Below are 19,466 nucleotides of genomic sequence, written 5' to 3' on the forward strand. Positions count from 1 at the left end.
TGGGGCGGTGGGGCTCAGGCCAGGATCGCGAGGCCGAAGCAAAGCACCGGGATCAGCCCGGCATCGCGGTTGCTGCGGAACAGGGACAGGCAGCGGTCATTGTCGTCGGTATCGAGTTGCGAGAGCTGCCAGGCCATGTGGAAGGCAAAGCCCAGCGCGCCGGCAAGCCCCAGGAAGGCGGCCGCACCGCCCGCGGGGCGCAGCAGCGCCAGCAGCGCCGCCAGCACCATCAGAGCGGTCGCGCCCAGAAGCAGCTGTCGCAGGCGGTAAGGCGTGTCTTCGCCAAAGAGACGCGCGGTCGACTTGATCCCGATCAGCGCGTCGTCCTCCTTGTCCTGGTGGGCATAGATGGTGTCGTAGAACACGGTCCAGGCGATGCCCGCGAGATACATCAGGACCGGGGCGAGGGTCAGGCTGCCGGTATGGGCGACCCAGGCCAGCATCGCGCCCCAGTTGAAGGCGAGGCCAAGGAAGATCTGCGGCCACCACGTGAAGCGCTTGGCAAAGGGATAGATCGCGACCAGCGCCAGCGAGCCCACGCCCATCAGGATCGCGTTCATGTTGAAGGTGATCAGGATCAGGAAGGCGGCCAGCGACTGCACCACCATCCAGAACACCGCCTGCGCGACCGTGACCTGTCCCGAGGGGATCGGCCGCGAGCGGGTGCGCGCGACCTCGCCATCGAAGTTGCGGTCGGTGATGTCGTTCCAGGTGCAGCCCGCGCCGCGCATCAGGAAGGCGCCGATGCCGCAGCCCAGCACGATCCACAGATCGAACCAGCGGAACCCGGTCGAGGCCGCGGCCAGGGTCACGCCCCAGAGGCAGGGCAGATAGAGAAGCCAGGTGCCGACCGGCCGGTCGGCGCGGGACAGACGCAGATAGGGGCGGGTCCAGGCCGGGGCGAGGCGGTCGACCCAGTTGCCCTGAACGGCATCGGCGACCTGGCCAACGGTCTGACGGTGGGCCGTGCTGCGGGCCTCTGGCGTTTCGGCGATGTCGGACATAACAATGACCCCCATGAGCGATGTTCGGTCTGCAAGAATCCGGCTCTATGTAGAGCAGCCCTTGGGGGAAGGGCAAACCGTTCCTCTGACCGGCGACCAGGCGCATTACCTGTTTGCCGTGATGCGACTGGTTCCGGGCGATCCGGTGCTGGTTTTCGACGGTAAATCAGGGGAATGGCTGGCCGATGTGGCCGAGGCGAAGAAGCGTGCGGGGGTGCTGATCTGTCGCAGCCGGACCCGTCCGCTGCAGCTTCCGCCCGATCTCTGGCTGTGCTTCGCGCCGATCAAGAAAACGCGAACGGATTTCATCGTCGAGAAGGCGGCCGAGCTGGGCGCGGCCCGGATCTGCCCGGTGCAGACCGATTTCACCAATTCCGAGCGCATCCGCCGCGACCGGCTGCAGGCCCATGCGATCGAGGCTGCCGAGCAATGCGGCGGCACCTTCGTGCCCGAGGTGGCCGAGTTGCAGAAGCTCTCGGCGCTGCTCGATGGCTGGGATGACAGCCGCCACCTGATGTTCTGCGACGAGGCGCTGGTGGGGGCTGGGCAGGTGCTGGGCGCGGCGGCGAAGGGCCCCTGGGCGATCCTGATCGGGCCCGAAGGCGGGTTTTCCGACTCCGAACGCGCCCGGCTGCGGGCGTTGCCCTTCGCCCATCCAGTCAGTCTGGGGCCGCGCGTTCTGCGCGCCGATACCGCCGCCGTGGCCGCGCTGACGGTCTGGCAGCAGGCGCTGGGGGACTGGGGGTGAGCTTCCTGCGGCCCGAGGCGGTCGCGGCGCTGTCCCGCTGGCGCGAGCTGATCGCTTCGGGCGCGGTGGCGCTGGCCGGACTGTGGATCTTCGGGCTGGGCGGGTATCTCTTCCAGGCGCTGGGCCTGCTGGCGCTGGGGCTGGGCCTCGCGCTCGGCTTCGTCGCGTTCCGCCGCGCCCGGTTCCGCATTCCGGGCGACGGCCCCGGCCTCGTGCGGGTCGATGAGGGGCAGATTACCTATCTGGCACCCCATGGCGGCGGCTTCGTCGCGCTGAGCGAGATCCGCGCCATCGAGATGGTCTTCGACGAGACCGGCGCGCGGGGCTGGCGGCTGACCCAGACCCGCTTTCCGGCGGTCACGATCCCGGCCTCGGCGCAGGGCGCCGAAGCGCTGTTTGACGTCTTCATGGCGCTGCCCTGCGCCAATCCGCGCACCATTCTCTCGGCGCTCGACCGTTCCGCGGAAGATGGGCCGGTGACGGTCTGGTCGAGGATCGACCGCCCGGCCTTGACTTGAGCCCCTCCGCATCGCAGGTCTTGGCCGGAAAACGAGCGAACAAATGGAGGCCGCTGGCCCATGTCCATTCCCCAGTCAGGCGGCGGCCCGATCGAATCCCATGCGCAGCTTGCCGAGTACCTGGCCTCGGGCTGCAAGCCAAAGCCCGATTGGCGGATCGGCACCGAGCACGAGAAATTCGGCTATTGCAAGGATGCGCTGAAGCCCATTCCCTATGACGGGCCGCGCTCGGTCAAGGCGGTGATGGAGGGGCTTCGCGACCGCCATGGCTGGGCGCCGGTGATGGAGGGCGAGAACCTCATCGGGCTGCAGAAGGACGGCGCCAATGTCAGCCTCGAGCCGGGCGGCCAGCTGGAACTGTCGGGCGCGCCGCTCGAGACCATCCACCAGACCTGCGACGAGGTCACCGAGCATCTGCGCGAGGTGAAGGGCGTGGCCGACGAGATCGGCGTCGGCTTCATCGGCCTCGGCGCCGCCCCGATCTGGAGCCATGAGGACATGCCGATGATGCCCAAGGGGCGTTACCGGCTGATGACCGATTACATGGACCGGGTCGGGACCATGGGCAAGACGATGATGTACCGGACCTGCACGGTCCAGGTGAATCTCGATTTCGGCTCCGAGGCCGACATGGTGCAGAAGCTGCGGGTGGCGCTGGCGCTGCAACCCGTCGCGACCGCGCTGTTCGCCAATTCGCCCTTCCTCGACGGCAAGCCCAATGGCATGAAATCCTGGCGCAGCCGGGTCTGGCGCGATCTCGACGCGGCGCGTACCGGCATGCTGCCCTTCGTCTTCGAGGACGGGTTCGGCTTCGAGCGCTATGTCGACTATGCCCTCGATGTGCCGATGTATTTCGTCTATCGCGACGGCCGCTATATCGACGCTCTGGGCCAGTCCTTCCGCGATTTCATGGCTGGCCGTCTGCCCGCGCTGCCGGGCGAGGTGCCGACGCTGTCGGACTGGGCCGATCACCTGACGACGATCTTCCCCGAGGCGCGGATGAAGAAATTCATCGAGATGCGCGGCGCCGATGGCGGGCCGTGGCGCAGGCTTTGCGCGCTTCCCGCGCTTTGGGTCGGGCTGACCTACGATCAGGGCGCGCTCGATGCCGCCTGGGATCTGGTCAAGGACTGGGATGCCGAGACCCGCGAGGCCTGGCGCGTCGCCGCCGCCACCGACGGGCTCGATGCCGAGGTGAATGGCGTGAAGATGCTGGGCCTTGCCCGGCAGGTGATCGATATCGCCCGCGGCGGGCTCAAGGCCCGCGCCCGGCCCGGGCTGGGCGGCATGGTCCAGGACGAGCGCCATTTCCTGCATGCGCTGGAGGACAGCGTCGAGACCGGCAAGACCCCGGCCGACGAGCTGCTCGACCATTACCATGGCGACTGGAACGGCGATCTGAGCCGGATCTACGCGGATTTCAGCTACTGACAGGGACCGGCATCGCGGCCCGCTCCTGCGCCTCTCCGCCTCTCCGCCCCTCTGACCGGGGCGGGGCGGCCGTGTTGTGCCAGCCCGTCCCCGGCCGGGTTGCAAGAAGGGCTTTGCATTTCGATTTCCGGTAGTTGATAAAAACACTCGGAAATGAGCTGCAACAGGAGGGGGCCGCCTTGGGGATCGAAGCAACGCAGCGCACGCGCGGGCATGTGGCCGGAAATGCCGAAGACGCCATGGCGGCGCTGCGCGCGCGGGCCATGGAATGGGAGCTGGCGGTGTCCGAAACCGCCCAGGGCGTGATCCTAGATCTTCGGGGCTCTCGGGTGGTTATGCGGCCGATCGGGCCGGAGACAGAGACCGGGACAGAGACTGGGGCGGGGACGGGGCTCGGCATCGAGATCACCGCGCCTGACGACCGCTATCTGCGTGCGGCGCAGGACAGCGTGACCGAAGCGCTGGCCGAATGCGGTCTCGAGATCGGCTGGGACGATGTGGCGGCGGGGGCCCTGGCCCCGGGCCTTTCCATCGGTGTGGCGATATCCTGCCGCCAGAGCGCGCCGGGCTTTCTGAGGCTGCGGGTCGGGCTGGCCGATGCGAGCCGCTTCGCTTCGACCGGTCTGCATTTCCGGCTTCTGATCCCGCCCCGGGACCGGGAGCCGCTCTGGCCGCGGATCGGCGCGACGGCGCGGGTCGACTGGCCCAAGGGGGCCGATGCGCTGCACCGGGCCGTCTATACCGTTGCCGATCTGGGGGCGGACTGGATCGATATCGACATCTTCGACCATCCCGGCAGTCCGACCTGCGACTGGGCGCGCGGCATCGTTCCGGGGGCGCCGGTCGGGATCATGGGACCGGGCGGCGGCTGGTTGCCCGAGGGCGATCCGCTGCTGCTTTTCGGCGACGAGACCGCGTTGCCTGCGATCCTGCGGATCCTGCGGCTGTCCGAAGCCCCCGCGCAGGCCTGGGTCACGGCTTCGCCCGGGGATCTGGCGGCGCTGGGGGCCGACCGGCGGGTGACGCGCATCGGCGATCTTCTGGAGGCGCTCGATGCGGCCGATCCGGGGCCGGGCGGCTTCGTCTGGTTCGCCGCCCGCGACGAGATCGCACGCGAGGCGCGGCGCCGGCTGACCGCACGCGGATTGCCGCGCGAGCGGTTCCTGGCCGTCGCCTATTGGCGCTGAGCAGTCGGCGCTTCGGCAGACCTTCCGCTCGCGGGAAGTTCAGATCGCGTGGGGCCGGTTGCCTTGAAGGGCGGCGGGCCGGTCCATAGCTCTGCCTGGATCACGCGAAAGGGAGAGGCGCCATGAATATCGAACGGCTGCTGCAGGAGGCGCTGGGCTCGGGGCAGGCCCCGAGACAGGATCGGGGGCAGGGCGGGTCGACGCTGCCGGGCGGGCTTGCGGGCGGTGCGGCCGCAGGCGGGCTGGTGGCCCTGCTTCTGGGCAGCAAGAAGGCCCGCAAGCTGGGCGGCAAGGCCCTGACCTATGGCGGCATGGCCGCGGTCGGCGGGCTCGCTTACAAGGCCTGGCGCGACTGGCAGCAGAACCGCCCCTCGGGCACCGAGGCCGATCCGCTGCATCTGCCGCCGCCGCCCGCCGAGAGCGGCTTCGACATGGCACAGGAGCGCGACAGCGCCGGGCAGGATTTCCGGCTGGCGGTGCTGCGCGCGATGATCCTCGCGGCGAAATCCGACGGCCATATCGACGGCGAGGAACATCGCCGCATCCGCGACCGGATCGAGGCGCTGGGCCTCGGGGCCGAGGAAAAGGCCGCGCTGTTCGACAGTTTCGCCGCCCCCGCCGATCCGGCAGACGCCGCGCGCCCGGCGCGGACCGATGCCCAGCGGGCCGAGCTGTACCTGGCCTCGGCCCTGGCGGTCGATCCCGACACGCCCGACGAGCGGCGCTATCTCGACGATCTGGCCCGCCATCTGGCACTGCCCGAGGGCCTGCGCGGGCATCTCGACCTCGAGGCCGGAGCGGCGCGCCGTCAGGCCGGGGAGTGATCGCCCGTCCGGGCGTCATCGCGACGTTGTCGGGGCGGGACAAAAGACCGCAGGTTTAACTTTTCCTTCCGCAGGCTAGGTCTGGCCAAAGCCATTTGGGAGGAATGGATATGCTTTCGGTTGTGGCAAGGCCGCTGGTGCGCGTGTTCGAGCGCTACCTGCCGGACCCCTATGTTTTCGTGATCATCCTGACCATCGTCGTGATGGCGGCCGCGGTGCTGTTCGAGGGGCGCTCGCCGGTTGCGGTGATCGAGATGTGGGGCGACGGCTTCTGGACGTTGCTGTCCTTCTCGATGCAGATGCTGCTGGTGCTGGTGACGGGCTACATGATGGCCTCGACGCCTGCGGTACGGGGCATTCTGAACCGGATCGCCGACACCGCTCGCGCCCCGGCCCGCGCGATCCTCTTGGTGACGCTGGTCTCGCTGCTGGCGAGCTGGATCAACTGGGGCTTCGGTCTGGTGGTGGGGGCGCTGCTGGCCAAGGCCGTCGCCCGCCGCGTCGCGGTCGATTACCGGCTGCTGGTCGCCTCGGCCTATTCGGGCTTTCTGGTCTGGCATGGCGGTCTTGCGGGCTCGATCCCGCTGGCGATCGCGACGCCCGGCCACACCTTCGAGGACCAGATCGGGATCATCGGCACCTCCGAGACCATTTTCGCGGGGTTCAACCTGATCATCGTCGCGGCGCTTTTCATTGCCGTGCCTCTGGTCAACTGGCTGATGCTGCCCAAATCCGGCCATGAGATGGTCGTCGATCCGGCAAAGCTCGAAGAGCCCGAATTCGGCGGCGGGCCGACCCACCGGCCCTCGGACCGGATCGAGAATTCGCCGATCCTGTCCTGGATCATCGGCGGCGCGGGGCTGGCCTGGCTGGTGATCGACTTTCTCGGCGGCGGCGGGCTGACGCTGAACTCGATCAACTTCCTGTTCCTCTTCGTCGCGATCATTCTGCACGGCACGCCGCGGCGGTTGCTCGATGCGCTGGCCGAAGGGGTCAAGAGCGGCGCGGGCATCGTGATCCAGTTCCCGTTCTATTCCGGCATCATGGCGATCATGGCGGGGTCGGGGCTGGCGGTCTCGATCTCGGACGGGCTGACCTCGTTTGCCAGCGCCGAGAGCCTGCCCTTCTGGGGCTTCATCAGCGCGGGCATCGTCAATTTCTTCGTGCCCTCGGGCGGCGGACAATGGGTGGTGCAGGCGCCGGTGATGCTGCCCGCGGCCGAGGCGCTGGGCGTCGATCAGGCGCGCATTGCGATGGCGGTGGCCTGGGGCGATGCCTGGACCAACATGGTGCAGCCGTTCTGGGCCCTGCCGATCCTCGCCATCGCCGGGCTGAACGCCAAGGACATCATGGGCTTCTGCGTGGTTCAGCTGGTCGTGAGCGGGGTCATCATCGCGCTGGGTCTGAGCTTCCTGTAGCAGGCAGGCCGCCGGCATCGGAGGGGAAGACAAGGCGGACCCGCAGGCCCGGGGCGTTGTCCTCGAGCGTCAGCTCGGCGCCATGCAGGCCCGCAATGGCCGCGACAAGAGACAGGCCCAGCCCGTGGCCCGGCGTGGTGCGGCTGCGCTCCAGCCGGTAGAGGCGGCGCAGGACCTTGCCGCGCTCGGCCTCTGGCACGCCGGGGCCGTCATCGGCCACGATCAGTCCGGGCGGATCGGCGCTGACGGCAATGTCGATCCGGCTGCCCTGGGGCGTGTGGCGCAGCGCGTTCTCGATCAGATTGGCCAGCGCCTGGGCGATGAGGCTGGGCTCGCCCCGCACGGTCGGGCCGGTCCCGGGGCAGGCGAGGCTCAGGCAGTGGCCCGCATCCTCGACCGAGGGCTGGTACAGCTCGACCACCTGCCGGACGGTGAGCCCGAGATCGAATGGCTGGACCCGGGCCGAGGCCTGACCGCCCTCGATCTGGGCGATCTCCAGCATGGCGCGGAAGACCGAGACCGCGCGGTCGACCTCGGCGCTGGCGCGGTCGGCCAGCTCGGCGGGCTCGCTCTCGTCGGGCAGCCTTGCGCGCAGATCCTGGATCAGCACCGAGATCCGCTGCAGCGGTGTGCGCAGGTCATGGGCGATGTCGGCGGTGACCTGGCGCAGCGCCTCGGTTGCGGCTTCCTGGCGCGCGGCCAGCCGGTTCACCCCGGCGCCGATCCGTGACAGGTCGTCGGCCGGGACCGGGTCGGGCGGCAGCCGGGCGCTGAGATCGCCCGCCGAAAGCCGGTCGAGCGTGTCCTCGATGCCATCCACGCGGCGCGCGGTGCGCCGGGCGATCAGCACGCCGACGCCCAGCGAGATCAGGACGGTGGGCCCGAGGCTGAAGGCCAGCAGCGACAGGAAGGTGCGGCGCAGCTCGGCGATCGGGGCGAGGCTCTCGGCCACGATCAGCAGTCCCCCGGCCAGCGGCCGGACCTCGTGCAGATAGCCCGCAGCCCCCAGCGGCTGCTCGTCCGGCACGAGCCGGATGTCGTCGCCCTGGCGCATGGCCCGGGCATTGCCGACCTGCCGCCCGCCGGCCGCCAGAAACACCGTGACCTTCTTGGCCGGGTCGGTCGCCCGCGCCCGCGCCTGGACGATGGCCGACAGCGCGGCCGGGGTGGCGCTGATCTCGAAGCTGGCCAGATCCCCGGCCAGATCTGCCCGGATCGCGCGCACCAGATCGGCGCGCAGCGTCAGATACGCGCCGCCCAGCGACAGCAGGTTCGCCAGTGCCACCACCGCGACCAGCGCCAGCGCCTGCCGGACCGGGGTCGAGCGCAGCAGATGCGTGAGCGAGACCGCGATGCCGGCCATCTCAGTCGCCGATCCGGTAGCCCGCGCCGCGCACGGTGGCGATCAGTTCCCTGTCGAAGGGCTTGTCGACCTTGGCGCGGAGCCGGCTGATATGGGTCTCGACCACATTGGTCTGCGGGTCGAAATTGATGTCCCAGACCGATTCCAGCAGCATGGTGCGGGTCTGCACCCGGCCCTTGTGGCGCAGCAGATGCTCCAGAAGCGCGAATTCGCGCGGCAGAAGCTCGATCTTGCGGCCCGCCCGAGTGACGCTGCGGCGCACCAGATCCATCTCGAGATCGGCCGCCTTCAGCACGGTCTCGGTCTCCTGCATCGGCGGGCGGCGGCCCAGCGCCTCGATCCGGGCCGAGAGCTCGCCGAAGACGAAGGGCTTGACCAGATAGTCGTCGCCGCCCGCCCGGAGCCCGTCGATGCGGTCGTCGACCCCGCTCATCGAGGTCAGGAAGATCGCGGGCGTGGTGACATGGGCAGCACGCAGCGCGCGCACCAGCGACAGCCCGTCCAGCTCGGGCAGCATCCGGTCGACCACCATCACGTCATAGGCCGTGGCCAGCGCCCGGGTCAGCGCGTCGCGGCCATTGTCGAGACAATCGACCGAATGGCCTTCCTCGCCGAGCCCCCGGGCGATGAACTGGGCAGTGGTTGGATCGTCCTCGACGACGAGCAGTTTCATGGCGAACGGCCTCCGGACCCCGATCCTTGACGCGACTGTGCTTCACTATGGCGCCGCGCGGGGGGCGTTCAACCGTCCCGAGGCCCGGGTTTCGGCGCTGTCACCGGCACGTGAGAGCGATTGCAGGAATGTAATCCTTGCGGGGATGCGGCCGCAATCCGGGGCCGCCATCTTGGTCCCGTAGCCGGCGTGAGGCCGGGAAAGATGCCCCCAGTTCAGGAGACCAGGGAAATGTCGAACAAAGCCAAGCGCAATGCCGTCTCGGCCGTGGCGCTCGCCGCGCTCCTCGGGGCGACGGCGGGGATCGGCCTCGATCATGCGGTGCCGGCGGCCAATGCCGCCGCGGCGCCTGCGGGCGGATATGTCGATCTGGTGTCGCGGGTCGCGCCCGCCGTCGTGACGATCGAGGTCGAGAAGGCCGCACCCCAGGCGCAGATGCAGAACTTCCAGTTCCCCGACGACTTCCCCTTCGAGGAATTCGCCCGACGCTTCGGCATGCCAATGCCGGGCTATCCGCAGGGGCCGCATGGCCAGGCGCCGCGGCTGAAGGGCGTCGGCACCGGTTTCATCATCTCGCAGGATGGCAAGGTGGTGACCAATGCCCATGTGGTCGACGGCGCCGACAGCGTGACCGTGACGCTGGCCGACGGCCGCAGCTTCGGCGGCAAGGTGCTGGGCGCCGACACGGCGACCGACATCGCGCTGATCGAGATCGACGGCCAGAACCTGCCCCATGTCGATTTCGGCGCCTCGGACGCGCTGAAGGTCGGCCAGCCGGTGGTGGCGATGGGCAATCCCTTCGGGCTTGGCCAGACCGTCACCAGCGGCATCGTCTCGGCTCTGGGCCGCGACATCAATTCGGGGCCCTTCGACAATTTCATCCAGACCGATGCGGCCATCAACAAGGGCAATTCGGGCGGGCCGCTCTTCAATGAGGAGGGCGATGTCGTCGGCATCAATACCGCGATCCTGTCGCCCACCGGCGGCTCGGTCGGGATCGGCTTCGCCGTGCCCTCGGACATGGCCAAATCGGTCGTGGCCGATCTCGAGAAGGGCGGCCAGGTCGATCGCGGTTTCCTCGGCGTGCAGATCGGCGGGGTCAGCGAGGAAGTGGCCGCGGCGCTGGGCTTCGACAGCCCGCGCGGCACCATGATCGTCGATGTGACCGCCGACAGCCCGGCTGCCAGGGCGGGGCTGAAGAAGGGCGATATCGTGCTGGCGGTGGATGGCCAGAAGGTGAGCGGGCCGCGCGATCTGACCCGCTTCATCGCCTCCGACGCGCCCGGCACCGAGGTGTCGCTGAACCTGTTGCGCGCGGGCAAGTCGATGGATGTCTCCGTCACCCTCGGCAACCGCGCGGATCGGCCGGCCTGAGGGCCGACCGCGACAGGCGGCCGGGCGCCAGACCCTCCGGTGCCCGGCTGCCTGAGGCCGAAGCTCTCCCCGTCCGGGCAAGTCCCGCGCCCGGGCCGGGGAGGGCCCAGGGCCCTGACAACTGGCGTTCCGGCCTTCGGGCCGGTGCGACAGGGCCGGACCCGGTCCTTGCCCCCGGGGCCGGCAGGATACTCCCAAGCCCCGGCCGGACACCGGGGCCGACCTTGCCCCGCCCTCAAACCCCCGGGGGCGGGGCCTTTTCATGTCCGGTTGCGGCCCGGGGCAGGCCCGCCTCTTGCGAGGCTCACTCTTCCTTCATCGAGCCGGTCCTGACGAAGCGCGCATGCCAGGACAGCGCCTCGTCCATGAGATGCGGCGCATGCTTGCCGAAGGAGCCCTCCATCGCGCGTTTGTAATAGTCTCGCAACGCGGGGCGGTAGTCGGGATGGGCGCAGTTCTCGATGATCTGGGCGGCGCGCTGCCGGGGCGCCAGGCCGCGCAGATCGGCCAGCCCCTGTTCGGTAACGATGATCTGCACGTCCTGGGCGATGTGGTCGATATGGGCGGCCTTGGGCACGATGGCCGAGATCTTGCCATTCTTCGCGGTCGACGGCGTCATGAAGATCGAGACATAGGCATTGCGGGCGAAATCGCCCGAGCCCCCGATGCCGTTCTGGATTCGCGAGCCCATGATATGGGTCGAGTTCACCGCGCCGTAGATATCGGCCTCGATCAGCCCGTTCATCGCGATGCAGCCCAGCCGGCGCACCAGCTCGGGGTGGTTCGAGATTTCCTGCGGCCGCAGGATCAGCTTGTCGCGGAAGCGGTAAGCGCGGTCGTTGAACCATTCGGCGGCGCTCGGGCTCAGCGACAGCGCGGTGGCCGAGGCGCTGCGCAGCTTGCCCGCGTCAAGCAGTTCCAGCATGCCGTCCTGGATCACCTCGGTATAGGCAGTCATCTGCTCGAAGGGCGAGTTCATCAGCCCGGTCAGCACCGCGTTCGCGACATTGCCGACGCCCGATTGCAGCGGCAGCAGATGTTGCGGCAGGCGGCCCTTGGCGACCTCGTGCAGGAAGAAGTCCAGCAGGTGCCCGGCAATGGCCTGGGCCACCTCGTCGGGCGCCTTGAAGGGGGCGTTGCGGTCCGGCGCGTCGGTCTCGACGATGGCCGCGATCTTCTTCGGGTCGCAGCGGAAATAGGGCTGGCCGATGCGGTCGTTCGGGCTCGAGAGCGGGATCGGGCGGCGATGGGGCGGCAGGGCGGTGCCGTAATAGATGTCATGCATGCCCCGCAGCGCCTCGCTTTGCCAGCGATTGACTTCGAGGATCACCTGATCGGCCTGGTCGAGCCAGGTCTTGTTGTTGCCGATCGAAGAGGACGGGATCAGCTGGCCGTCGGAGGTGATGCCCGAGATCTCGACGATGGCGGTGTCGAGCTTGCCCAGGAACCCCTGCCAGGCCATCGGCGCGACCTGGCTCAGATGCATGTCGAAATAGTTCATCTCGCCCGCGTTGATCTTCTCGCGCGCGATCGGGTCCGAGTTGTAGGGCAGGCGGAATTCGATGCCGCCGGCCTTGGCCAGCGCGCCGTCGAGCTCGGGGCCCGTCGAGGCGCCGGTCCAGACCTTGACCTGGAACGGATTGCCCGCGGCATGTTCTGCCTCGATCCGGGCGGCCAGCGCCATCGGCACCGACTTGGGATAGCCCGACCCGGTGAAGCCGCTCATCCCGATGGTCGAGCCGGGCGCGATCAGGGCCGCGGCGTCCTCGGCGCTCATCACGCGGCTGCGCAGCGTCGGATCGGCTATTCGGGACGCAATGGGTTGGGCGACGGTCATGGGATCCTCCTCCTCGTGCTTCCCATGCGGACCATCCGGTCCGGAGCGGGGAAGTGCCGGTGTCTCGGTGGGTATTCCGGCCCTGGGCGGTCGGGAAGATCCCACGGTTCCGATCTTCTTGGACAGACTGCCGCGCCGGACAGCAAGGGGCAACGAAGGCATGGCTGCCATGCGCTCAGCGCAAATGGGTCATTTCAGATATGTGATTTGCGGCATTTGCCCGGTTTCCCTGCCCGGATGTCTTCGGGTGCGATTGTTAGCCTTTCAGGTGAATGTCCTTTTCAGAGATTCCGCCGGACGCGGACTGACCGGCGTTTTCATGCGCATCGGCTGGCGCCTTTTGCCGCAGGCCAGTCGCCCGGCCCGGCCCGCCGCTGCCGCGAGACCGGGCCCAGGGAGGCGGCCGGATGCCGGGGCGAGGCGATCTCCGGCGCGTCATTTCCCGGTTTCGGAAAGATGATTCGGGGCGATTCAGGCAGGGAAGGAGGGGGGCAGAGAGCCGTCCTGGGCGCCATCCCGGCCCCGGGGGTCAGGCCCCGGGCCGGGCGTCCGGCGCGGGCGGGCGGATGCGGAACACGACGCAATAAAGCGCGGGGGCGAAAAGCAGCGTGATGCCGGTTCCGGCGATGATCCCGCCCATCATGGCAAAGGCCATCGGGCCCCAGAACACCTCGCGCGCGATCGGGATCAGTGCGAGGCTTGCCGCGGCCGCGGTCAGCAGGATCGGCCGCGCGCGGCTGTCGGAGGCCTCGTAGACCGCGTCCCAGGGGCTGCGCCCGGCGCGGCTCAGGACGCTGACCTCGTGGATCAGGATCACCGAGTTGCGGATCAGGATGCCGACCAGCGCCAGCACCCCCAGCAAGGCGACGAAGCCGAGCGGCGCGCCCGAGGGCAGCAGCGCCGCGACCACGCCGATCAGACCCAGCGGAGCCACCGCCAGAACGATGAACAGCAGCCGGAAGCTCTGCATCTGGATCATCACCAGCGTCAGGATGCAGAGCACCATCACCGGCACGACCTGCAGGATCGGCGCCTGGCTCTCGGCGCTCGATTCGGCCGAGCCGCCAAGCGCGATCCGGTAATCGGCGGGCAGTCCGGAGGCGAACTCGGCGATGACCGGGGCGAGATCCGCCGCCACGGTCGCGGGCTGCTCGCTTCCCCGGATCGCGGCGCCCACGGTGATGGTGGGCACCCGGTCGCGCTGGTGGATCTCGGGCTGTTCGGTGGTCCATTCGAGCCGCGCGATGGACAGAAGCGGGATCGGTGTGCCGGCGGCGTTCCCGAATTGCAGCGTCTCCAGCGCGGCCACGGTCGATCGGTCGGCGGCCACCCCCCGCGCCAGCACGTTGACCAGCTTCCGGCCGTCGCGGAACTCGGTCACGCCGGAGCCGTCGAACAGCCCGTAAAGCGTCTGCGCCACGTCGGACTGGGTCAGGCCAAGCTGCCGCAGCCGCGCCTGGTCCAGCACGACGCGGACCACGCGGGCGGGCTCGGACCAGTCGAGGCTGATCGAGGTCAGGCGCGGGTCGCGGTCGAGCAGGGCGGCAAGATCGCGGGCGCGGTCGCGCAGCGGCGCGATCTCGGGGCCCGACAGCCGGTATTGCACGGGTTTGCCGACCGGTGGGCCGAGCTCGATCAGCCGGGTATAGAAAACGGCCTCGGGATGGGCGCGGTCATAGGCGGCGATCTTCTCGCGCAGCCGGTCGCGGGCGGCGAGATCGGGGGTCATGATCGCGAGCTGGCCGATATTCTCGCTGGGCGTGGGCTGGTCCAGCGTCAGCACGAAGCGCGGCACGCCGCGGCCGATATAGGCGGTGATGAAGCTGGCTTCGGGCTGCTTGCCGAGCCAGTCCTCGAAGGCTGCGATCGCGGCATCGGTCGCGGCGAAGGCCCCGTTCTGGCGCAAGCTCACCTCGACCACGATCTCGGGCCGCTCCGATGTGGGAAAGAACTGCCGCTCGACATGGCCGAGGCCGAAGACCGCGCCCGCGAACAGAAGGGCCGTGAGCCCGAGGGTGAGCCAGCGCAAGTGCATCGCCCGAAGCAGCAGCCGGCGGAAGCCCCGCCGGAGCGGCCCCGGCCCCTTATGGGCATGGCGCAGCTTCTTGGGCAGGAAGGTGGTGCCCAGGATCGGGGCGAACAGCACGGCCACGACCCAGCTCAGAAGCAGCGATATCGCGATCACGTAGAACAGCGAGCGGGTATATTCGCCCGCCTGGCTGGAATTGAAGGCAATCGGGATGAAGCCCGCGGCGGTGACGAGCGTGCCTGTCAGCATCGGAAAGGCGATCGAGGTCCAGGCATAGGAGGCCGCCTTGTGCAGGCTTTCGCCGATCTCGAGCCGCGAGATCATGGTCTCGATGGCGATCATCGCGTCGTCGACCAGAAGCCCGAGCGCGATGATGAGCGCGCCGAGCGATACCCTTTGCAGCGTGATCCCCATCACGTCGAGCAGCACGAAGGTCATGGCCAGCACCAGCGGGATCGACAGCGTCACCACCATCCCCGCCCTGAACCCCAGCGAGATGAAGCTGACCGCCAGCACGATCAGCACGGCCTCGGCAAGCGCCCGGGTGAAATGGCCGACCGACTCCTCGACCACCTTCGGCTGATCGGCGACCCTGTGCAGCTCGATGCCGACCGGCAGGCGCTGGGCCACCCGGTCCATCAGCGCCTCGAGCTCGGCGCCGAATTTCAGGATGTTGCCGCCCTCGCGCATGCCGACCAGAAGCGCGATGCCCTCATGCCCGTTATAGCGGAACAGCTCGGCCGGCGGATCCTCGTAGCCCGGGGTCACATCGGCGACATCCGAGAGCGAATAGAACACGTCGCCGGTCCGCAGCGGCGTGGCGGCCAGGTCCTCGGCCGAGGCATATTGCCCGGTCACCCGGATCAGGATGCGCTCGCCCGCGGTGCGGATCGTGCCCGAGGGGACGATGGCATTTTCCTGGGCGAGCGTTTCCAGCACCGCCTCGCGGTCGAGCCCCAGCGCGGCAAGCCGGCGGTTGGAGAACTCGATATGGATCTCGGGGGCGCGGACCCCCACCAGCTCGACCTTTCCGGCCTGATCGAGCCGCAGGATCTCGGCCTTGACGTCCTCGACCCGGTCCTCGATCTCGCGCGGCGTGAAGCCGTCGCCGACGAAGGCGTAGATGCTGCCGAACACGTCGCCGAAATCGTCATCGAAGGAGAAACCCGCGAATTCCGAGGGAAACTCGCTCCGGATGTCCGACATCATGTTGCGGACCCGAAGCCAGGTGGCGTCGACCGCCTCGGCCCGGGTATCGTCGCGCAGCTCGACATAGACGACCGAGCGGCCCGGATAGGTGACCGAGCGGGTGAACTTGAGCTGGTCGATCTCCTGCAGCTTCTTCTCGATGCGGTCGGTGACCTGGGTCACGGTCTCTTCGGCGGTGGCGCCGGGCAGGGCGGCCGAGACCACCATGACCTTGATCGCGAAGGAGGGATCCTCCTCGCGGCCCATCGACAGATAGGCGAGCAGGCCCGCGACGAGCGAGACGATCATCAGGAACCAGACCAGCGAACGATGCCCGAGCGCCCAGTCCGAGAGGTTGAAGCGCCGGGTCATGGCGTCACCATCGGGCCGACGGTCTGCCCCTCGCCGAGGCAGGCCGCGCCCTTGACCACGATCTCGTCCCCGACCGAAAGCCCGCGGGTGATCTCGATCCGGTCGGCCAGCCGGCGGCCGGTCTCGACCGGCACCCGCACGACGCGGCGGTCCTCCGGCAGGATGCGCCAGACGGCGGGCGCCTCGGCGGTTCCTGCCAGCGCGGTGAGCGGCAGCGTCATCACCGGCAGATCGAGCCGGGCGAGGGTTGCCGAGACGAGGCTGCCGATGCGGAAATCTTCGGCCCCTTCGGTGATCGTGAGGCGCAGGCGGCGGGTGCGGATGTTGTCCCCTAGCACCGGCTCGACCAGGCGCAGGCGGGCAGGGCGCTTGGTGGCGTCCTCGGCATGGATGACGACATCGAACCGGGCGTCGGGCGGCAGGACCTGCAGAAATTCGCCCGGCACATCGATCACCGCCTCGCGGCCCCTGAGATCGGCCAGCGTCAGGATCGGGGTCCCGGCGGCGACCACCGTTCCCGCCTCGACGGCGGTCGACAGCACGATACCATCATTCGGGGCACGCAGCGTGCCATGTCCCAGTGCCTCGCGGGCGCGGGCCAGATCGGCCCTCGCGGCCTCGGCCCGGGCCTCGGCGCTTTCCCTGGAGGCCTGCGCCTTCTCGAGCTGGGCCATCGGAGCGATGCCGCGTTCGGCAAGGATGCGCACACGCTCGTGGCTTTGCCTTGCATAGGCGGCCTCGGCCTCGGCCGAGCTCAGCGCCGCGCGGGCGGAGGCCACGTCTTCCTGCAGGTCGACCCGGTCCAGGCTGGCCAGGATATCCCCTTCGGAGACGCGGTCGCCGGGATCGACCGCAACCCGGGCGACCCGGCCAATGGTCTGGAAGGCCAGATCGGCGCTGTGGGCCGCGGCCACGATGCCGGCAAAGGCGCGCTGGCGGGTGGGATCGGCGCTGACCGTTTCCGAGACGACGGGACGGATCTCGGCCGCGCGCCCGTTGCAGGCGTGGCTGTCGGCGGAGGCTGTCAGCGGCAGAAGCGCGAGCACAAGTGCGAGAAGGCGGCTCATTTCGTGGCCTCCAGCGGCTGGACCTCTCGTCCGGGGAAGAGGTATTGCGAGCCTGCGCCCACGACCGCCGCGCCCTCGGACAGGCCGCCGACGATGCGGATGCCGCTGTCCGAATAGCCGTCGATCTTGACCGGAGCCAGCCGGACCCGGTTGTCCTTTGCATCGACCGTCCAGACGGCGGGGCCGTCCGCAGTGGCGGTCAGGGCGGTCCATGGCACCACCAGCGCGGTCGGGCGGCCGAGTGTCACGACGCCCACGACCGGCTGGCCGATCGAAAAGCGCCCGGCTGCCTCGCCCTCGATCCGGACCTTGGCCTGGACGGTGCCATTGCCGCTGACCACCGGCGCCAGTTCCGTCACGGCGGCATCGCAGCCCCGGCCGCCATCCAGCGGCGACAGGCGCACGTCGCTGCCGAGAAAGGCGTCGAGTTCGGGAATGTCGGGAACCTGGAAGACCGCGTCGCGCGGGCCGCGATTGGCCAGCGTCACCACCGCCTGGCCCGCCGGCACGACCTGGCCCGGCTCGGCCGAGCGGCGGATGACGATAGCGGGCTCGATCGCCCGCAGCACGGTATCCTCGGCCGCGCGCCGGGCCACCGCGCGCCGGGCCGTGGCCTGGTCGCGCTCGGAGCGCGCCGACAGGAAGGCCTGCACCGCGGCATCGAGATCGGATTGCGTGCCGTTGCCCTCGTCAAGCAGGTTTGCTGCGCGGTCGCGGGCCTGGCGTGCCTGCACGAGGGCGGCCTCGGCCGCCTGCAGCGCCGCTTCGGCGGATCTCAGCCGCGCCCCGGCCTCGGTGGCGTCGACCCGCGCAATCACGTCGTCGCGTTCAAGCGCATCGCCGGTTTCGACCGCGACCTCGATGATGCGGCCGCCGTCCCGGAACGAGGCCGGGTAGTCGTCGACCGCCTCGATGGTCCCGGTCAGGGTATAGGTGATCTCGGAGGGCCGGGGATCGATCCGGAGAATTTCGACAGAAAGCGGCTCGTCCGCCCCGGCCGGGGCCGAGGCAAACAGCAGGGGCAGTACGCCCAGGATGCGGATCCCTCGCAGGCTGGCGATCAACATGCACTCCGATGCTCAAGGGGCGGATCGTGCCTCCCGATCAGAGGCATACCTTTCCCATGGTTGCAAATCTGTCAATACGCGCCTGTCCCGGCCGCGCCGGGGCATCGGATCAGGCGCCGCTCCGGATCCTGGCATCGCCGGTCGCGGCGCGTCTGAGCGCGAAGACCAGGGCGCAGACCACCATCACGCCCGCGGCCAGCAGGAAGGGGGCGCCTGGCAGGTGCAGCGGCGCGTCGGGGCGGCTGAACAGGAAGAAGGTCTGGGTCATCACCAGCGGCGAGGCGATCATCGCCACCGAACGCAGCGAACTGACCATGCCCTGCAACTCGCCCTGCTGGTTGTCCTCGGCGGCCTTCGACATCATGCCCAGAAGCGCGGGCGTCACCACCGCGCCCAGCGCGATCATCGGTGTCAGCACCAGAACGGCGGTGCCGTTGCCGATCAGGCCGATGGCGATGAAGGCCACGAAATTGTAGCAAAGCCCATACCAGACCGCGATCCGCTCGCCCATCACCCGCAGCACGACGCGGATCAGCCCGCCCTGCACGATGGCGACCCCGATCCCGAACATCGCCAGCGAAATGCCGACGGTGCCCGTGCTCCAGCCAAAGCGGTACTGGGTGAAATAGGCCCAGATCGCCGGATAGATGAACATCGCGAATTCATAGAGGAAGAACAGCAGCAGAAGCGGCCGGATGCCGGGCAGACGGCCGATGGCGCGGAACGCGCCCAAGGGGTTCGCGCGGCGCCACTCGAACGGGCGGCGGATGCGGTCGGTGACGGTCTCGGGCAGAACGAGCGCGCCGAAGATCAGGTTCAGCGTGGCAAGGCCCGCGGCGGCCCAGAACGGCGCGCGCGGGCCCAGCTCGCCCAGGAACCCGCCGATGAGTGGCCCGATCACGAAGCCGATCCCGAAAGAGGCGCCGACCATGCCGAAGCGGGCGGCCTTCTCCTCGGGTTTCGAGATATCGGCCAGAAAGGCGCTGGCGGTGGCCTGGGTCGAGGCGGTGACGCCGCCGACGACGCGTGCGGCCAGCAACAGCCAGATCGAGCCCGCCAGCGCCATGACCACATAGTCGAGCGCCATCGTCGCCAGCGAGATCAGCAGAACCGGGCGGCGGCCGAACCGGTCCGAGAGGCTGCCGACGGTCGGGCCGCAGAGAAACTGCATGACCGCGAAGACGGTGGACAGGATCCCGCCCCAGACCGCCGCCTGGCCGAGGCCCGTGCCGCCGTCGATGTCGCGGATCAAATCCGGCATCACCGGCAGGATCAGCCCGATCCCGATGGCGTCGAGCACCAGCGTCACCAGGATGAAGACGATCGGAAGACGGGTCGGGGGCTGGGGCATGGCGGGCCTTCCGCG

The 19,466-nt window shown here is 69.1% G+C and carries 15 protein-coding genes; 7 read left to right on the forward strand and 8 right to left on the reverse strand.

From position 1 onward, the window contains the following. Nucleotides 1-14 precede the first annotated feature (14 nt). Nucleotides 15-1,004 carry a 4-hydroxybenzoate octaprenyltransferase gene (ubiA, locus tag ACK8CO_RS15050; RefSeq protein ID WP_080617100.1) on the reverse strand — a complete coding sequence of 330 codons (990 nt, stop codon included), beginning with the start codon at nucleotides 1,002-1,004 and terminating at the stop codon, nucleotides 15-17. A gap of 13 nt (nucleotides 1,005-1,017) precedes the next feature. Between ubiA and ACK8CO_RS15055 the strand changes: the two genes are divergently transcribed. The 6 genes from ACK8CO_RS15055 to ACK8CO_RS15080 all read left to right on the forward strand — a co-directional run bounded on the left by ACK8CO_RS15055 (nucleotide 1,018) and on the right by ACK8CO_RS15080 (nucleotide 7,130). Further along, complete coding sequence (locus tag ACK8CO_RS15055; protein ID WP_414897142.1) at nucleotides 1,018-1,752, forward strand: 16S rRNA (uracil(1498)-N(3))-methyltransferase; 735 nt, start codon at nucleotides 1,018-1,020, stop codon at nucleotides 1,750-1,752. Next, nucleotides 1,749-2,270, forward strand: coding sequence for a hypothetical protein (locus ACK8CO_RS15060; RefSeq protein WP_414897143.1), 522 nt, complete (start codon nucleotides 1,749-1,751; stop codon nucleotides 2,268-2,270). Before ACK8CO_RS15055 ends, ACK8CO_RS15060 begins: the two co-directional genes overlap by 4 nt. Before the next feature lie 60 nt (nucleotides 2,271-2,330). Next, a complete protein-coding gene (locus tag ACK8CO_RS15065) occupies nucleotides 2,331-3,701 on the forward strand; it encodes a glutamate--cysteine ligase (protein ID WP_414897144.1) in 1,371 nt (456 codons plus the stop codon). A 179-nt stretch (nucleotides 3,702-3,880) separates the two neighbouring features. Next, nucleotides 3,881-4,888: an SIP domain-containing protein gene (locus ACK8CO_RS15070; RefSeq protein ID WP_414897145.1), complete on the forward strand. Its 1,008-nt coding sequence runs from the start codon at nucleotides 3,881-3,883 to the stop codon at nucleotides 4,886-4,888. Nucleotides 4,889-5,010: 122 nt separating this feature from the next. Then, complete coding sequence (locus ACK8CO_RS15075; RefSeq protein ID WP_414897146.1) at nucleotides 5,011-5,712, forward strand: tellurite resistance TerB family protein; 702 nt, start codon at nucleotides 5,011-5,013, stop codon at nucleotides 5,710-5,712. 110 nt (nucleotides 5,713-5,822) lie between these two features. After that, nucleotides 5,823-7,130 (forward strand): short-chain fatty acid transporter, encoded by a 1,308-nt coding sequence (locus tag ACK8CO_RS15080; protein ID WP_414897147.1) that lies wholly within the window; start codon nucleotides 5,823-5,825, stop codon nucleotides 7,128-7,130. On the opposite strand, the gene ACK8CO_RS15085 is transcribed toward ACK8CO_RS15080, so the two are convergent. Next, nucleotides 7,102-8,493, reverse strand: a complete 1,392-nt coding sequence (locus ACK8CO_RS15085; protein ID WP_414897148.1) for an ATP-binding protein — start codon at nucleotides 8,491-8,493, stop codon at nucleotides 7,102-7,104. The genes ACK8CO_RS15080 and ACK8CO_RS15085 overlap by 29 nt on opposite strands. Before the next feature lies 1 nt (nucleotide 8,494). Continuing rightward, on the reverse strand, nucleotides 8,495-9,166 hold the full coding sequence (locus ACK8CO_RS15090; protein WP_080617094.1) for a response regulator transcription factor: 672 nt from the start codon (nucleotides 9,164-9,166) through the stop codon (nucleotides 8,495-8,497). Nucleotides 9,167-9,397: 231 nt separating this feature from the next. Between ACK8CO_RS15090 and ACK8CO_RS15095 the strand changes: the two genes are divergently transcribed. Further along, a complete protein-coding gene (locus tag ACK8CO_RS15095; RefSeq protein ID WP_080617093.1) occupies nucleotides 9,398-10,540 on the forward strand; it encodes a Do family serine endopeptidase in 1,143 nt (380 codons plus the stop codon). A gap of 304 nt (nucleotides 10,541-10,844) precedes the next feature. On the opposite strand, the gene ACK8CO_RS15100 is transcribed toward ACK8CO_RS15095, so the two are convergent. From ACK8CO_RS15100 to ACK8CO_RS15120, 5 genes are all read right to left on the reverse strand, one after another. Next, nucleotides 10,845-12,377: an acetyl-CoA hydrolase/transferase family protein gene (locus ACK8CO_RS15100; protein ID WP_414897149.1), complete on the reverse strand. Its 1,533-nt coding sequence runs from the start codon at nucleotides 12,375-12,377 to the stop codon at nucleotides 10,845-10,847. Between the two features lie 529 nt (nucleotides 12,378-12,906). Continuing rightward, entirely contained in the window at nucleotides 12,907-15,966 is a 3,060-nt protein-coding gene (locus ACK8CO_RS15105; protein ID WP_414897150.1) for an efflux RND transporter permease subunit, read from the reverse strand. Further along, nucleotides 15,963-17,033, reverse strand: a complete 1,071-nt coding sequence (locus ACK8CO_RS15110) for an efflux RND transporter periplasmic adaptor subunit (RefSeq protein ID WP_414897151.1) — start codon at nucleotides 17,031-17,033, stop codon at nucleotides 15,963-15,965. The genes ACK8CO_RS15105 and ACK8CO_RS15110 overlap by 4 nt, the downstream gene beginning before the upstream one ends. Next, a complete protein-coding gene (locus tag ACK8CO_RS15115) occupies nucleotides 17,030-18,100 on the reverse strand; it encodes an efflux RND transporter periplasmic adaptor subunit (protein WP_414897152.1) in 1,071 nt (356 codons plus the stop codon). Before ACK8CO_RS15115 ends, ACK8CO_RS15110 begins: the two co-directional genes overlap by 4 nt. A gap of 109 nt (nucleotides 18,101-18,209) precedes the next feature. After that, nucleotides 18,210-19,451 carry a TCR/Tet family MFS transporter gene (locus ACK8CO_RS15120; protein ID WP_414897153.1) on the reverse strand — a complete coding sequence of 414 codons (1,242 nt, stop codon included), beginning with the start codon at nucleotides 19,449-19,451 and terminating at the stop codon, nucleotides 18,210-18,212. Nucleotides 19,452-19,466 lie beyond the last annotated feature (15 nt).

Source organism: Rhodovulum sp. HP10 (assembly GCF_047553435.1).
Lineage (GTDB): Bacteria > Pseudomonadota > Alphaproteobacteria > Rhodobacterales > Rhodobacteraceae > Rhodovulum.

Bases quoted from the DNA above. Each gene is read 5' to 3' on its own strand.
- ubiA (WP_080617100.1), bottom strand. From the start codon at position 1,004: ATGTCCGACATCGCCGAAACGCCAGAGGCCCGCAGCACGGCCCACCGT.
- ACK8CO_RS15055 (WP_414897142.1), top strand. From the start codon at position 1,018: ATGAGCGATGTTCGGTCTGCAAGAATCCGGCTCTATGTAGAGCAGCCC.
- ACK8CO_RS15065 (WP_414897144.1), top strand. From the start codon at position 2,331: ATGTCCATTCCCCAGTCAGGCGGCGGCCCGATCGAATCCCATGCGCAG.
- ACK8CO_RS15075 (WP_414897146.1), top strand. From the start codon at position 5,011: ATGAATATCGAACGGCTGCTGCAGGAGGCGCTGGGCTCGGGGCAGGCC.
- ACK8CO_RS15080 (WP_414897147.1), top strand. From the start codon at position 5,823: ATGCTTTCGGTTGTGGCAAGGCCGCTGGTGCGCGTGTTCGAGCGCTAC.
- ACK8CO_RS15085 (WP_414897148.1), bottom strand. From the start codon at position 8,493: ATGGCCGGCATCGCGGTCTCGCTCACGCATCTGCTGCGCTCGACCCCG.
- ACK8CO_RS15090 (WP_080617094.1), bottom strand. From the start codon at position 9,166: ATGAAACTGCTCGTCGTCGAGGACGATCCAACCACTGCCCAGTTCATC.
- ACK8CO_RS15095 (WP_080617093.1), top strand. From the start codon at position 9,398: ATGTCGAACAAAGCCAAGCGCAATGCCGTCTCGGCCGTGGCGCTCGCC.
- ACK8CO_RS15100 (WP_414897149.1), bottom strand. From the start codon at position 12,377: ATGACCGTCGCCCAACCCATTGCGTCCCGAATAGCCGATCCGACGCTG.
- ACK8CO_RS15105 (WP_414897150.1), bottom strand. From the start codon at position 15,966: ATGACCCGGCGCTTCAACCTCTCGGACTGGGCGCTCGGGCATCGTTCG.
- ACK8CO_RS15110 (WP_414897151.1), bottom strand. From the start codon at position 17,033: ATGAGCCGCCTTCTCGCACTTGTGCTCGCGCTTCTGCCGCTGACAGCC.
- ACK8CO_RS15115 (WP_414897152.1), bottom strand. From the start codon at position 18,100: ATGTTGATCGCCAGCCTGCGAGGGATCCGCATCCTGGGCGTACTGCCC.
- ACK8CO_RS15120 (WP_414897153.1), bottom strand. From the start codon at position 19,451: ATGCCCCAGCCCCCGACCCGTCTTCCGATCGTCTTCATCCTGGTGACG.